Below are 14,361 nucleotides of genomic sequence, written 5' to 3' on the forward strand. Positions count from 1 at the left end.
GGTGTTTCTCCATAAAAAAAGGAAACACCTGCCCGACCGGGAAGTGTTTCCCGTCGGGGAGTCAGAAAAAACAACATTCTGACTGTCTGATAAGTTGAAATGACCTCAATCACTGTTCAGCGATATCCGTTTCCAGAGGTTAAACGGATTTACCACCCGAAGGTATCCTCTCTCAGGCTGCGAGGATTTTCCGGTCACCCGAAGGTGTTTCTCTCAGACCGGTGAAACGTTAGCTGCTAGTCACCCGAAGGCGCTCCTCTCAGACTGCCGGAGCATTAGCTGGTTGCATGTAGCAACAAGTAAGCCTGTCTATTTTCAGAGCAAATAGTGAACATGTCAACTGACGAACTGGCACAATATTGTCATTAACTTTTTTTAATAACAGTCCCTAGCCTACGGCTAAGATTATTTATACATTTTCGCTGACTTATATCCTAACTAAGGAAGGTGCGAATAAGCAGGTCATTTCTTCCCAAGCTGACTCGCTGATTAAAATTTCGCGGATCTGGGCCGATTTTTTTCCCGCAAACACATCGAATCAGCCTATTTAGGCTATTTTTTCCACCATTTCTGGCGTTATTTCCGGTTTTTACTGAGATCTCTCCCACTGACGTATCATTTGGTCCACCCGAAACAGGTTGGCCAGGGTGAATAACATCGCCAGTTGGTTATCGTTTTTCAGCAGCCCCTTGTATCTGGCTTTCACGAAGCCGAACTGCCGCTTGATGATGCGAAACGGGTGCTCCCCCCTGGCACGGATGCTGGCTTTCATGTATTCGATGTTGATGGCCGTTTTGTTCTTGCGCGGATGCTGCTTCAAGGTTTTTACCCTGCCGGGACGCTCGGCGATCAGCCAGTCCACATCCACCTCGGCCAGCTCCTCGCGCTGTGGCGCTCCTTGGTAGCCGGCATCGGCTGAGACAAATTGCTCCTCTCCATGAAGCAGATTACCCAGCTGATTGAGGTCATGCTCGTTGGCCGCGGTGGTGACTAGGCTGTGGGTCAGGCCACTCTTGGCATCGACACCAATGTGGGCCTTCATGCCAAAGTGCCACTGATTGCCTTTCTTGGTCTGATGCATCTCCGGATCGCGTTGCTGCTCTTTGTTCTTGGTAGAGCTGGGTGCCTCAATGATGGTGGCATCCACCAAAGTGCCTTGGGTCATCATGACGCCTGCTTCGGCCAGCCAGCGATTGATGGTCTTGAACAATTGACGGGCCAGTTGATGCTGCTCGAGCAGGTGGCGGAAATTCATGATGGTGGTGCGATCCGGCAGGGCGCTATCCAGGGATAATCGGGCAAACAGGCGCATGGAGGCGATTTCGTACAGGGCATCTTCCATGGCACCGTCGCTCAGGTTGTACCAATGCTGCATGCAGTGAATACGCAGCATGGTCTCCAGCGGATAGGGCCGTCGGCCATTGCCCGCCTTGGGATAAAACGGCTCGATGACAGCGGTCATATTCTGCCATGGCAGAATCTGCTCCATGCGGGAGAGGAAAATCTCTTTTCGGGTCTGACGGCGCTTAGTGCTGAATTCACTATCGGCGAAGGTGAGTTGATGGCTCATGATGTCCCTCTGGGATGCGCTCCGGATGAATATGATGATCTCATATCAGGAACTTGTTCGCACCTTCCATAATGCCCGATGACTTTGTCATGCAGCTCCACCGATTTTGAGAACGACAGCGACTTCCGTCCCAGCCGTGCCAGGTGCTGCCTCAGATTCAGGTTATGCCGCTCAATTCGCTGCGTATATCGCTTGCTGATTACGTGCAGTTTTCCCTTCAGGCGGGATTCATACAGCGGCCAGCCATCCGTCATCCATATCACCACGTCAAAGGGTGACAGCAGGCTCATAAGACGCCCCAGCGTCGCCATAGTGCGTTCACCGAATACGTGCGCAACAACCGTCTTCCGGAGCCTGTCATACGCGTAAAACAGCCAGCGCTGGCGCGATTTAGCCCCGACGTATCCCCACTGTTCGTCCATTTCCGCGCAGACGATGACGTCACTGCCCGGCTGTATGCGCGAGGTTACCGACTGCGGCCTGAGTTTTTTAAATGGCGGAAAATCGTGTTGAGGCCAACGCCCATAATGCGGGCGGTTGCCCGGCATCCAACGCCATTCATGGCCATATCAATGATTTTCTGGTGCGTACCGGGTTGAGAAGCGGTGTAAGTGAACTGCAGTTGCCATGTTTTACGGCAGTGAGAGCAGAGATAGCGCTGATTTCCGGCAGTGCTTTTGCCGTTACGCACCACCCCGTCAGTAGCTGAACAGGAGGGACAGCTGATAGAAACAGAAGCCACTGGAGCACCTCAAAAACACCATCATACACTAAATCAGTAAGTTGGCAGCATCACCCGTTGGTCAGATGAATGCCATTCCCTTGACAGTTGAAAATTTATGAGAGAGTTAAAAAAACGCTCCCGGACGGGAGCGTAAGCCAGTGACTTCGGCGTCAAATGAGGGTCTAACAAGTGGAGCTGCGGGTTAATTCTGGGTGATCTGGCTGCGATGCTTTTCAGCCTGCTGCTGATGAATAACGGAAGATTGACCATTATTCGCCTTCTCATGCACAACAGCGGCTTTCTCATGCTCGTTCATTTCGGAAAATGATTTTGCTGTTTCGTTAGAAGCTGCTGGCTTGGATTTCATCATTTTTTTATGCATTTCAGCCATGTCCTGATGGGCAGCAGAATTGCCGTTTTGCATCATTTCATGGGACATTGCGGCCTGATCGTGACCGCTCATATCCATCATTTTCATGCTCTCCCCCTGAACTGCACTTTTTTCAGCGGATGATTGCATCTGATGGGCAGGCGCCTGGGCATTATTTACCTGGTCATGCATGTTCATTGTCTCTGCAGCCCAGGCAGATGAAGCGACAGCCATCATGGCAATAAAGGATACAAGGATCTTTTTCATGGTTGGGTCTCCGGTGTTTTCATACCCGAACAATCAATGCTTATAACAGAGAAAGCATTTGATCTCAGGGCTGGTTGATCATCATGCTAGGAACCGGGCGATTGAATTATCACGCTGTCCTGATTTATGGCTGATTATAAAAAACCGCCTCTGTTTATCGCGTGACTGAACGATGACATTTTTGTCACCTTCCGGGTTTCTCCTGAATAACGGTATTAATCCATTAACAGACGCACACTGAACACAATTTCCCGCCCCTGCTGTTCTGCTGACAGCTCGCCGCCGTGAGCATGAATGATCGACCTTGTAATTGATAATCCCAGCCCCGCGCCTTCCGTGTTGTAGAACCTTGATGAGTCTGCGCGATAGAACCGGTCAAACAAACGTTCCAGATTAGCGGGAACCTGGCCGGATATCGTATTCGTAATCATCACGTTCACACAGTCACTGTCACGCTCAAGGTGTATCGCTGTACAGGTGTTATCGGGAGAATACTTGATTGCATTGGAAAGCAGGTTACTGAAAGCACGTCGGAGCATATCGCTGTCTCCGGCAACAACGCCCTCTCCTTCAACCGTGATTGTCTTTCCTGTTTCGTCTGCCAGGGGCTCGAACAACTCACGTAATTCATTCAGTTCGGCTGCCAGATCCACATCATGTTTATCCAGCCGCAGCAGACCATGCTCTGAACGTGCCAGAAAAAGCATGTCACTGGTCATTCGTGACAACCTTTTCAGTTCTTCCAGGTTAGCGAATAAAATTTCGCGGTAATGCGAAACATCCCTTTCCTTAGCCAGTGCAAACTGCGTCTGCATCATCAGATTACTGACTGGTGTGCGCAGCTCATGCGCGATGTCAGACGAGAAATCTGACAGTTTCCGGAATGCCCCCTCCAGGCGATCAAACATATTATTGAACTCCTGCATGGTCTCAGAGATTTCCGGCGGAGCCAGATCGGGATTTAGACGCTGATCCAGGCTGTGTACGGTCATGGAGGAAGCCAGACTGGTCATTTCCCGTAGCGGTTTCAGACCAATACGTGTGGTCAGCCAGCCCAGAAAAACAGAAATAAAGACCAGACCGATATTGAACCAGAACAGCCAGGTACTGAGTTTGTCCATAAACAGGGTGTGATACCCAGTATCCGTGGCAACCGTAATGATGACATGTTTGCTTTTACCCTGTTCCGGCGTCACGGCAACCCGCCGCGAGATACTGCGGTACACGGTGTTATTTTCTTCCGTCTGGATCATATAGTCGAGAATATCACCCGACTTATTAAGCAGGACCGCTGGAACAACAGAATTTTTGGCATAGAGTTCAACAATTTTTTCATTTTCCATGTTTTTTATAGAAATGAATAAGCCATTGTGCCCCACCATCGCATCGTTTATTTTTTCTGATAATGACTTAATATCCGTTTTGTTCCTGAACGTCTCTGTTTTAAGAAACTCTTCGGTGAGCTGAAGTTTACCTGTCAGAAAATCGCGGTCCTGATTATCGAAATAGCCATTAAGGGTGCTAATCAGGATAAAACTTGATAACCACCATACCGTAAGCATCACCGCAGAAAAAATCAGGCTCAGGCGTGTGGTCAGGGAAATTTTGAACCTCACTCTTCTCTGATCTCCAGGACATATCCGGCACCGCGAACGGTATGGATCAGTTTTGGCTCAAAGTCATCATCAATTTTACTTCTCAGACGTCTCACGGCGACATCAATCACATTCGTATCACTGTCAAAATTCATGTTCCAGACCAGGGACGAGATAAGACTCCTGGGTAACACTTCTCCGGTGCGTTGCAGCAGCAACTCAAGCAGAACGTATTCTTTACCGGTGAGATGGATCTTCTTCCCCGAACGGATCACGGTCCGGCGCACCATATCAACGGTCATATCGGCGATGGTGCAGACTGTTGCGGCCTGCGAGCGTGCCCGGCGCAGTAGGGTTCTTACACGTGCAACCAGCTCCGTAAAATCAAAGGGCTTAATCAGGTAGTCATCTGCGCCAAGCTCCAGTCCTTTCACTTTGTCCCGCACGTTGTCCTTTGCGGTTAAAAACAGGACCGGTTCTTCGTGCCCGGACTCCCTCAGTGCGCTGATGATTTGCCACCCGTCGAGGAAAGGCAGCATCACGTCCAGTATTATCAAATCATACTGTCCCTTCGACGCGGCCCCGAGACCATCGCGGCCATTATTAAAGAGATCGGCCTGATAGCCTTCCTCAACCAGTCCCTGCTGCAGGTAACGACCTGTTTTTTGTTCGTCTTCAACGATTAAAATACGCTGCATGGTCAACTCGCTGATATGAAAGTAAAAATCTCACGCATGAGCTTTGGCTGTCCCCTAGCTGACCTGAGACGGAGCAAGCATTCCGAGCCACGCTACGGCGCCCAGAATGATAATCGCAACAACGAATTCTGTCAGGATGCTGTTTCGCATCAGGGCAACGCTGCGATCATAATTCCCTTCCCTGACCATAACTTCAAGCCGGGGACCCAGGTGAAACCGGTTTGCTGCAGCCAGAAGAAGCATCAGAACAAACAGAGCCGTCTTGGCAAGCAATATCCTCCCCCAGGAACTGTTGAATAAGGGAGTTAAGTTACCCTCAGCAATATACAGATAGTTGACCAGCGCACTCAGGATCAGGGCTACAACAATCACCGTTCCTGCCGTGGCAAATTTTGCCAGGGAGTCAGATATCACAATGACGCTCTGTGCATTATGCTCGTTTCTGCGCATCAGCAGGATAGCAAATGCAACCAGAGCACCTGTCCAGGCACCTGCAGCGCCGAGATGGGTCAGATCGCTCAGTAAATGGAGATAGTAATGCAGACCGTCATGCATAACGGCGTGTCCTCCCCAGGCAAGTGTAGCCAGCGCCACGCCCCCACTCATCGTCATCAGCAGGCAGGACAATACTCTCTTATTAGTGTAAAGGAACAAAGCACCGAGTGTGGTAAACAGGGCACAGAGCCTGACAATCCAGCTAATACCCACATCAGTTTCTTCTATCACCATCTCGATAACATGGATGGATAATTCTCTGAGGTCAGTTACTCCACTCATGGCATTAGATACCAGGAGCATATTAATGCCAGTAAGAATGATGCCTGTAACAACAGCAAAGGTTATAAACGACCTGAAATTAGTCAGGTTATAGGTTTCATGTCTGACACCGCTTATTCCATATATCTGAAAAAATGGCAATCCAAATATTACCATCAAATCCAGATAAAGAAGAAAACGAATAACAATCATAATCAGGTCGTTCATAATATTACTTCACTGTAAAGGTGTAATTACCGGTAATAGGGTGCGTATCTGAAGAAACCGCGCGCCAGTCAACACGATAAGTGCCAGCGGGTAAAGGCTCTCGCGGAATAATGACCATCGATTTAGGGTCAGCGCCTGGCGCCACTTTTGCCGCGACCGGCATCGGAGAATGTGATGACATGCCTTTCATACCCGTCATCGTTAATTTTGCACCTGAGAATTTCACGGTCAGATTTTCCGAGAAATTAAGCTGAATCTTTTCCGGGGCCGCTACGGCTGAATCAGCCTGTGGCACAGAGCTTTTTAATTCCGGATGGGCCATAGCAGAGAAAGCAACGCCCATAACGAGGCCACCTGTAAGAATGGCTTTATTTAAAATCGACATTTTATTTACCTGTTTAGTTGAGTGTTTTATATCAGTGCGTTAAAACCAGATTCTGGCTCCCGCCAGGAATACTACCTGATGGTCTTTCTCACCTTCTCTTTTCGCCATATCGGATGTTTTCCCGTAAAGTTGATTCCAGGAAACGCCTATATAGGGTGCAAACTCACGGCGTATTTCATAGCGCAGCCGGAGCCCCAGCTCTGTGTCAGTCAGTCCCCTGCCGCGACCCCGCGATTCATCATCCTGACTGTAGAAATTCACCTCATAGGATGGCTGGAGTATGAGCCGGTTAGTCAGTAAAACGTCGTATTCTCCTCCCAGACGAAGGGCTGCTTTTCCGCCATTACTGACAAAACCCGAAATTTCAGACTCAAAATTATAGAGTGCCAGCCCCTGAAAACCGACAGCAGCCCAGGTCCGGGCAGAAGCAGGTCTGAAATCCTGCCTGACACCCGCAACCAAATCCCACCATGGGCCAACCGCATGTCCCCAGAGTAACTGCGCTTCAGCCGCCTCCGTTTCCCCATTGCTTCGTTCACCTTCACTCTTTAGCCAAATCCGATCTGTGTCGCCTCCAATCCAGCTGTTAACACTCCAGCTGAAATTGTTGGTGTTATCCGACCGTTGCCATTCCAGTTGATCCAGCAGAACCAGATAATTAATCGCACTGTCGTGAATCGCATGCCCCTGTAAATTGCCGAATGCAGCCTTCCGGTCGGCATCGGTAACAGGCGGAATTGGCGTTCTGCTCTCAGTTACAATGGGCTCCATTGACGTCATCTCAGTGAAATTCTCATCTGCTGGCATCTGCATGGCAGACATGTCGTGCCCGGCGTGGGGATCTGCAGAGACGGAGCCCGCCGCAATAGAAAGCTGTGAGGTAAACAAACCGGCGACCAGAACAGGTATGGCCTTCAAATTTCTCTTCATTCGCATCATTCCTCCACCCGGACTTCACGAAACATTCCCATTTCCATGTGATAGAGCAAATGGCAGTGATACGCCCAGCGGCCAAGCGCATCTGCTGTCACTCTGTAACTGCGTTTTGTACCAGGGGGAACATCTATTGTGTGTTTACGAACCATGAAATTACCGTTTTCATCTTCCAGATCGCTCCACATACCATGCAGGTGAATGGGGTGAGTCATCATGGTATCGTTGATCAGCGTGATCCTGAGCCGCTCACCGTATTTCAGCAGCACCGGTGCGGCATCTGAAAACTTGATTCCGTTAAATGACCAGGCAAACTTTTCCATGTGGCCGGTTAAATGCAGTTCTATGGTACGGCCAGGTTCACGTCCGTCAGGATCCTCAAAGCGGCTTTTCAAATCCGCGTACGTGAGAACCTTTCTTCCGTTATTTCGAAGACCAATACCCGGATCATTTAATTTCGGAGAGACGCTCATCGCCTGCATATCAACCAGTGGGTTATCCGTTTCTGACGCAGGATGACTTTGCATACCCGGCATTCCGGCCATCCGGGAATGATCCATACCGGCCATGCTGCTGTGATCCATGGGCGCGGAGGATGTCCCGCTATCCGGAAGGTCAGCACCGTCCATAGACATCATCTCTCCGCTGTTATCCATGCCTCCCATCTGGCTGTGGTCCATTCCTGCCATATCATGTCCCATTCCCCCCATACCCATGTCTTCCATGGTCAACAGAGGACGGGGATCGAGGGGGGGAACGGCAGCACTTAACCCCTCTCTCGTGGCCAGTGTCCCTCGAGCGTAACCGGTCCTGTCCATGGATTGTGCGAAGATGGTATAGGCCTCACCCTGAGGCTCCACAATGACATCATAGGTTTCGGCAACGGCAATCCTGAATTCGTCAACGGTAACCGGGTTTACATACTGGCCATCTGCAGCCACGACCGTCATTTTCAGCCCGGGGATACGGATATCGAAATAGGTCATTGCCGAGCCGTTGATAAACCGTAAGCGTATCTTTTCACCGGGACGGAACAGTCCGGTCCAGTTTTTCAGCGGGGCCTGCCCGTTCATGAGATAGGTGTAGGTGTAGCCACTGACATCCGCGAGGTCAGTCGGATTCATTTTCATTTCAGCCCACATTTTCCGATCGGCAATGGTGGCTGACAGCCCCCTGGTATTCACGTCGCGGAAAAAAGAGCCAACGGTTGGTTTATTGAAATTGTAGTAATCCGACTGTTTTTTTAATTTTTTCAGCAGGCTGTGAGGATTTTCATCGGTCCAGTCAGACAACATGACCACATGCTCACGATCGTAAGCAAACGGTTCTGGCTCCCTGGCATCGATGATAATGGCACCGTATACCCCCTCCTGTTCCTGCAGACCGGAATGGCTGTGGTACCAGTAAGTCCCGTTCTGCTTAACCTTAAAGGTGTAAACGTAGGTATCATCAGGCTCTATGCCCATAAAACTCAGCCCCGGAACACCATCCATATTGGCCGGAAGAATAATGCCGTGCCAGTGAATGGACGTCTGTTCATTAAGACGGTTTTTGACCTTCAGGGTAATGGTGTCACCTTCTTTCCAGCGAAGAACGGGCCCCGGCAGGCCTCCATTGATTGTTTTGGCCTGACGCTCACTGCCCGTGATATTGACGGCCGTTTCACCAATGGTCAGGTCAAACTGAGTACCCTGCAGGGATGCGGCAACTGGCAGGCTCAGACTGGAACGCGCATTGAAACTCCATACGCCAAGACTTCCGGCTACGCCAGAGAGGGTTAACCCCTTCAGGAAAGTTCGTCGAGACGTTTTCAACAGCATGCGCATTCCCTTATTTAAAGTATGGTTACTGACAGAATTCGAGAACCGATTTAAATTAAATTACTGGTTCATCCACTACAATGAAATGAATCTAGCACACCTTAAGAAACAAATTCATTACAATCGTGTAATGTACATAGCTGTATTACATTTACGTCATCTTCCCCACAGGTTGATTATTTTTATATATGATCATAAGGACATCTTTTATGTACCTCAGAAGGTAATTACACATGAATATATTAATCACGACCACTGCGTTTACAGCTTTATTTTGTGGGGCAGCTTTTGCTCAGTCCAGTGATATTGCCCATGAAGCACATCGATTTGTTAATAATGCCTCAGCCGTCAGTCATGTGAATTCCTCGACGCATGAAAACTTACCGGACAGGGTTAATAAAAACAACACGCCCTCATTCTCTGAAATGAATGAACATGAAAGGGCCATTGTTGCTCATTCATTTATGAACAACAGCGCGTCCTATGCGCATCAGAAAATGATTGAGGAACATAAAAAAATGCTGTCCGGCAGTGATGCAAATTCAAAGACCTCGTCTTCTTCTTTTAACGAACTGAATGCCGGAGAAAAAGCCGCTCTCGTGCATGAGCAGGTCAATAATGCCGGTGCGGAAGCACATCAGACGCAGGCAAGAAAGCTTCGCGGGCTGTATTCGACCAGGTAACTGCAGGCGGGTTAGTGCTTAGCGTCAGGTGCGCAGCAGGGCTTTACTGACGGGTTACGTAGCAGGACATGAGCCCCATATTGCTCTGCCGTAACCTGTTTCAGTCCCGTTAATCATCACCGTCGGGCTGGTCATACAGTTCCCAGAGCTTCAGGAGCAAACGGGAAACAAGATATGTTACAAAAATGACGACCATCAACGGTGCTCCCGATTAACTGACAGATGACACGCCTCCTGAAAACCCCTAGCATACGCCGCAGTGTTCATGCTAACGGCGAATTCCAGTAAATGTATTCTACCGATGTCGTAAAAGAAAATGCCTACCTTTCAGCCACCCGCTCGGGGCTGGAATCGAACGAGATCGCTACTCTTCAGCGCTCCTTGCCTTCCCGGTTTAATCTGCGGCATTTGAAAAAAAATGAATCATTAAAACTCGTACTGCAAAAGAAAGCGGGAAAATCACGTGTCGTGGCCTATAAATTTACGTCCGGTTCATTTAATTACACGGCGTATCGTATATCAGATAAAAAGTTCTATAACCTTTCCGATACTTCCGGGAAGGGCAGTCTCGATTATCCGTTACCGGCCACAGCAAGACTCAGTTCGCCTTTCAATCCTGCAAGACTTAACCCGGTATCGGGAAAAGTGAGTCCCCATAATGGCATTGATTATTCCATGCCCATGAACACGAAAATAGTCAGCGTCATCGACGGAAAAATCACCCGGGCCGAATACAACAGTACCATGGGATATTTTGTTGAAGTAACGGGAAAAGCCGGTGTTAAAACTCGCTATCTCCACCTCAATAAAATACTCGTTACTAAAGGGGCCAGGGTTACCCGGGGAGACGCTATTGCCTTATCCGGTAACAGCGGACGTTCATCCGGTCCTCATCTGCATTACGAGCTGGTCATCAATAACAATCCTGTTAACTCACTGGCGTTCCGGGCAGCGGCACCCGCTGATAACAAACTTGAACAGCATGCCTTTGCGCATGCCAGAGACTACGAACGATACCTGGACTGATAACGGGGCCGCGACGCGGCCCCGTCTGCCGGATTAATTTTTTTTATCGTTTTCACTTCCTTGATGTTGATGATCTCCATGCCCTCCGTGGCCGTGGAAAAGATGCATTAGCGGGCAGACCAGCAATAACAGATATGGCCAGTAACCTGCCACATGTGACCAGTGTTCGCGCAGGAGGGCAAATGCCGCGATCGCGGCGACAGCAATAAGCGCATAGGTGGTACTTTTCATACTGGACTCCTTCTGTTCGTAACAGCCCCTTCACTCAGTGTTATTTCCCGAGCCTGACACTTTTCAGACGCAACGCATTCACAATGACGCTGACGGAGGAAAGAGCCATGGCCGCCGCCGCAATAACTGGCGACAGCAGTATTCCATACACAGGATAAAGCAGACCTGCAGCCACAGGCACGCCAAGTGCGTTGTAGATAAATGCAAAAAACAGATTCTGTCGGATATTTTTCATGGTGATTTCTGACAGATGACGGGCCCTGTTCAGTATCATCAAGTCGCCTTTGAGAAGGGTGACTCCGGCACTTTCAATTGCCACATCTGTACCCGTTCCCATGGCTATACCCACGTCAGCCGCTGCCAGCGCCGGGGCATCATTCACACCGTCTCCGGCCATCGCAACCACATGGCCAGACGCTTTCAGTCGGGTTATCACTGCTTTTTTGCCATCCGGCAGAATCCCGGCTTCAACCTCATCTATTCCCAGTTTCCGTGCGACTGCTTCAGCGGTAAGCTGGTTATCCCCGGTGAGCATAACGATGCGGATCCCCGCCTGACGCAAAGCTTTAAGCGCATCCGGCGTGGTTGCTTTCACGGGATCCGAGATAGCTATCAGGCCTGCAAGGTGCCCGTCTGTGGCCACATAGATAACGGTAGCGCCTTCCATCCGCAACGTATCCGCAACGGCCTTTTGATTATCAATAACGATACTGTTTTCCTGCATAGCCAGTTCATTACCAATAACAACCCGTTGACCTTCGACATCGCCTGAGACACCTTTACCCGACGGCGCATTGAAATGAGTGACTGCGGGTATTGCGATCCCCTTTTCCTGTGCTGCTTTAACTACTGCCATACCCAGCGGATGCTGCGAGCCTTTTTCCACTGCGGCCGTTACACGCAAAAGAGATGTTTCCCCACCCGGATTGAGACTGATAATCCCTGTCACCGTCGGCGAACCTTCCGTGAGCGTGCCTGTTTTGTCGACAACCAGCGTGTCCACTTTTTCAAGACGCTCAAGGGCTTCGGCATTCTTGATTAACACCCCGGCCTGGGCTCCTTTGCCCACCCCCACCATTATCGACATCGGCGTGGCCAGCCCCAGCGCGCAGGGACAGGCAATAATCAGGACCGACACAGCCGCAATGAGACCGTGCGCCATCCTGGGCTCGGGCCCCCAGACAGACCAGATCATGAAAGCAACAACCGCGATAAGTATCACCAGAGGAACAAACCAGCCTGAAACGCTGTCAGCCATTCTCTGGATGGGGGCCCGCGAACGCTGTGCATCAGCGACCATCTGAACAATTCGTGAGAGCATCGTTTCATCACCGACTTTCTCTGCACGGATGATAAGACTACCTGTCTGATTAATGGTCCCCCCGATGACAGGGTCACCCTCCGTTTTGGTAACAGGCATAGATTCCCCGGTCACCATCGATTCATCAACGGTTGTTTTGCCTTCGACCACGATACCGTCGACCGGAATACTCTCTCCAGGTCTGATGCGGAGCTTATCGCCAGGCAGGACATCTTCCGCATTAATATCCGTTTCATGACCGTCTTGATCCAGCCGCCTGGCGGTTTTGGGGGCAAGGTTAAGAAGCGCAGTAATGGCACCTGAGGTTTGTTCCCTTGCCCGCAATTCAAGGACCTGTCCCAGCAGAACAAGCACCGTAATAACAGCTGCGGCTTCAAAATAAATGGCCACCAGGCCATCCATGTTTCTGAACGATGCAGGAAACCAGGAGGGGAAGACGGTTGCAATGACGCTGTAAACCCAGGCTACGCCGGTCCCCATTGCAACAAGGGTAAACATATTCAGGGAGCGGTTACGTAACGACATTCCGGCCCGGGCGAAGAATGGCCAGCCACACCACAAAACGACAGGAGAGGCCAGAAGTAACTGCAGCCATGTGTTGTACTGTGGCGGTACTGTATTCCTCAAAGCGGGAAACAGATGAGAACCCATTTCGAGTATCAGAACCGGAAACGCCAGCAACAACCCCAGCCAGAAGCGTCTTGTCATGTCGCGAAGTTCATCACTCGTCCCCGTGGATGCCGTAGCTACGAGCGGCTCCAGTGCCATTCCACAGACAGGACAGCTTCCGGGACCACTACGGCGTATCTCCGGATGCATCGGACATGTCCACACACCTTCAGAAATCTCTTTCTCCGCCTGGCGGTGAGACTGTTTTATCTTATCAGGGCTGACTTCATGGTGGTCGTGGTGATGGTGATGTTCACTGGCATCTTCGGTAAAATAATGATCGGGATGGGCTTTAAATTTGCTCTCACAGCTGGCGGAGCAGAAATAAAGCTGATGGTCCTGGTATCGAATGCTGCTGTGCGCCTTGTCAGGCAGGATGACCATCCCGCACACGGGATCTCTCACCTTATGCAATGCGTGACTCTCGTCCGGGGATGATGTCTGCTCAGAAGCAGTCTGGTTGTTATGTTCCACTGCATTGTCATTTTTCACAGTAACTCTCCTTATGCATATCTGAAGCATTTTCTGTCTTCAGGATATGTCATGGATGCGATTACCACGAATGCCGCCGGCATAAGAGTGCCTGCTGCCGGCGTCCCGTTATCAGCCGTTCCGCTGACTATTCGATTCGCTGGAAGACTTTTTTACTGCCCTCCGGTGAGAATGCGATAACATCGTAAGCCTCTTTTCGGGCCCCCATCTCCATTCCCGGACTTCCTGCTGGCATACCGGGGGTGGCGAGACCGTATATACCCGAACCAGACTGCATGGCCTTATGTATCGTTGCCGCAGGCACATGGCCTTCAATGATCAAATTACCTACAACCGCGGTATGACAACTTCGTAGTCCAGCAGGAACAGCATGCTTTTCTTTCAGGGCTGACAGCGCCTGATCATTCATGACGTGAGTTCGCACTTCGAACCCGTCTTTTTCCATCGCTTTGCCCCACAGGGAACAACAGCCACAGTTTTCAGATTTGTACATATCAATGACTTTTTCACTCGCCATTGCAGGCAGTGACAGGCCGAGAGCCAGGGCCATTAGAACCACTTTTTTCATACTCACCTCTGTATATTATCGATAT

Annotated in this window: 14 protein-coding genes; 2 read left to right on the forward strand and 12 right to left on the reverse strand. The window is 50.2% G+C overall.

Going from position 1 to position 14,361, the window contains the following annotated elements:
- Positions 1 to 589: 589 nt before the first annotated feature.
- The 9 genes from INT84_RS21015 to pcoA all read right to left on the reverse strand — a co-directional run bounded on the left by INT84_RS21015 (position 590) and on the right by pcoA (position 9,346).
- A complete protein-coding gene (locus tag INT84_RS21015; protein WP_020899206.1) occupies positions 590 to 1,570 on the reverse strand; it encodes an IS5-like element ISKpn26 family transposase in 981 nt (326 codons plus the stop codon).
- Positions 1,567 to 2,312, reverse strand: a protein-coding gene (locus INT84_RS21020; protein WP_370529690.1) for an IS1-like element IS1B family transposase whose coding sequence is annotated in 2 segments (ribosomal slippage) — positions 1,567 to 2,063 and positions 2,063 to 2,312 — 747 coding nt in all. Because the reading frame shifts where the segments join, the coding sequence is not laid out codon by codon here. Before INT84_RS21020 ends, INT84_RS21015 begins: the two co-directional genes overlap by 4 nt.
- Positions 2,313 to 2,496: 184 nt before the next feature.
- Complete coding sequence (gene pcoE, locus INT84_RS21025) at positions 2,497 to 2,931, reverse strand: copper resistance system metallochaperone PcoE (protein WP_004388336.1); 435 nt, start codon at positions 2,929 to 2,931, stop codon at positions 2,497 to 2,499.
- A 215-nt stretch (positions 2,932 to 3,146) separates the two neighbouring features.
- Positions 3,147 to 4,547, reverse strand: a complete 1,401-nt coding sequence (gene pcoS / locus INT84_RS21030; RefSeq protein WP_006785898.1) for a copper resistance membrane spanning protein PcoS — start codon at positions 4,545 to 4,547, stop codon at positions 3,147 to 3,149.
- A complete protein-coding gene (gene pcoR, locus INT84_RS21035; protein ID WP_001188930.1) occupies positions 4,544 to 5,224 on the reverse strand; it encodes a copper response regulator transcription factor PcoR in 681 nt (226 codons plus the stop codon). Before pcoR ends, pcoS begins: the two co-directional genes overlap by 4 nt.
- Before the next feature lie 54 nt (positions 5,225 to 5,278).
- Positions 5,279 to 6,157, reverse strand: a complete 879-nt coding sequence (gene pcoD / locus INT84_RS21040) for a copper resistance inner membrane protein PcoD (protein ID WP_229692861.1) — start codon at positions 6,155 to 6,157, stop codon at positions 5,279 to 5,281.
- A gap of 55 nt (positions 6,158 to 6,212) precedes the next feature.
- Positions 6,213 to 6,593: a copper resistance system metallochaperone PcoC gene (gene pcoC / locus INT84_RS21045; RefSeq protein ID WP_000025662.1), complete on the reverse strand. Its 381-nt coding sequence runs from the start codon at positions 6,591 to 6,593 to the stop codon at positions 6,213 to 6,215.
- A 39-nt stretch (positions 6,594 to 6,632) separates the two neighbouring features.
- Entirely contained in the window at positions 6,633 to 7,523 is an 891-nt protein-coding gene (gene pcoB / locus INT84_RS21050; protein WP_006785895.1) for a copper resistance outer membrane transporter PcoB, read from the reverse strand.
- 5 nt (positions 7,524 to 7,528) lie between these two features.
- On the reverse strand, positions 7,529 to 9,346 hold the full coding sequence (pcoA, locus tag INT84_RS21055; RefSeq protein ID WP_000925242.1) for a multicopper oxidase PcoA: 1,818 nt from the start codon (positions 9,344 to 9,346) through the stop codon (positions 7,529 to 7,531).
- A 233-nt stretch (positions 9,347 to 9,579) separates the two neighbouring features.
- Between pcoA and INT84_RS21060 the strand changes: the two genes are divergently transcribed.
- Together INT84_RS21060 and INT84_RS21065 are read left to right on the forward strand one after the other, a co-directional pair.
- The gene (locus INT84_RS21060) at positions 9,580 to 10,029 is read left to right on the forward strand and encodes a copper resistance protein (RefSeq protein ID WP_001023257.1); all 450 of its coding nucleotides are present in this window, start codon (positions 9,580 to 9,582) and stop codon (positions 10,027 to 10,029) included.
- Positions 10,030 to 10,317: 288 nt separating this feature from the next.
- On the forward strand, positions 10,318 to 11,055 hold the full coding sequence (locus INT84_RS21065) for a peptidoglycan DD-metalloendopeptidase family protein (protein ID WP_004118669.1): 738 nt from the start codon (positions 10,318 to 10,320) through the stop codon (positions 11,053 to 11,055).
- 33 nt (positions 11,056 to 11,088) lie between these two features.
- Here the strand turns inward: INT84_RS21065 and INT84_RS21070 are convergent, their stop codons facing one another.
- The 3 genes from INT84_RS21070 to INT84_RS21080 form a co-directional block, all read right to left on the reverse strand.
- Positions 11,089 to 11,286: a DUF2933 domain-containing protein gene (locus tag INT84_RS21070; protein WP_000843497.1), complete on the reverse strand. Its 198-nt coding sequence runs from the start codon at positions 11,284 to 11,286 to the stop codon at positions 11,089 to 11,091.
- Between the two features lie 40 nt (positions 11,287 to 11,326).
- Complete coding sequence (silP, locus tag INT84_RS21075; RefSeq protein WP_129244003.1) at positions 11,327 to 13,798, reverse strand: Ag(+)-translocating P-type ATPase SilP; 2,472 nt, start codon at positions 13,796 to 13,798, stop codon at positions 11,327 to 11,329.
- Positions 13,799 to 13,895: 97 nt separating this feature from the next.
- Positions 13,896 to 14,336, reverse strand: a complete 441-nt coding sequence (locus tag INT84_RS21080; protein ID WP_002436620.1) for a DUF411 domain-containing protein — start codon at positions 14,334 to 14,336, stop codon at positions 13,896 to 13,898.
- Positions 14,337 to 14,361 lie beyond the last annotated feature (25 nt).

The organism is Superficieibacter sp. 1612_C1 (genome assembly GCF_015234305.1).
Lineage (GTDB): Bacteria > Pseudomonadota > Gammaproteobacteria > Enterobacterales > Enterobacteriaceae > Superficieibacter.

Bases quoted from the DNA above. Each gene is read 5' to 3' on its own strand.
- pcoA (WP_000925242.1), bottom strand. From the start codon at position 9,346: ATGCTGTTGAAAACGTCTCGACGAACTTTCCTGAAGGGGTTAACCCTC.
- INT84_RS21070 (WP_000843497.1), bottom strand. From the start codon at position 11,286: ATGAAAAGTACCACCTATGCGCTTATTGCTGTCGCCGCGATCGCGGCA.
- pcoB (WP_006785895.1), bottom strand. From the start codon at position 7,523: ATGAAGAGAAATTTGAAGGCCATACCTGTTCTGGTCGCCGGTTTGTTT.
- pcoE (WP_004388336.1), bottom strand. From the start codon at position 2,931: ATGAAAAAGATCCTTGTATCCTTTATTGCCATGATGGCTGTCGCTTCA.
- INT84_RS21015 (WP_020899206.1), bottom strand. From the start codon at position 1,570: ATGAGCCATCAACTCACCTTCGCCGATAGTGAATTCAGCACTAAGCGC.
- INT84_RS21080 (WP_002436620.1), bottom strand. From the start codon at position 14,336: ATGAAAAAAGTGGTTCTAATGGCCCTGGCTCTCGGCCTGTCACTGCCT.
- pcoR (WP_001188930.1), bottom strand. From the start codon at position 5,224: ATGCAGCGTATTTTAATCGTTGAAGACGAACAAAAAACAGGTCGTTAC.
- pcoD (WP_229692861.1), bottom strand. From the start codon at position 6,157: ATGGTAATATTTGGATTGCCATTTTTTCAGATATATGGAATAAGCGGT.
- pcoC (WP_000025662.1), bottom strand. From the start codon at position 6,593: ATGTCGATTTTAAATAAAGCCATTCTTACAGGTGGCCTCGTTATGGGC.
- silP (WP_129244003.1), bottom strand. From the start codon at position 13,798: ATGCTTCAGATATGCATAAGGAGAGTTACTGTGAAAAATGACAATGCA.
- INT84_RS21065 (WP_004118669.1), top strand. From the start codon at position 10,318: ATGTATTCTACCGATGTCGTAAAAGAAAATGCCTACCTTTCAGCCACC.
- INT84_RS21060 (WP_001023257.1), top strand. From the start codon at position 9,580: ATGAATATATTAATCACGACCACTGCGTTTACAGCTTTATTTTGTGGG.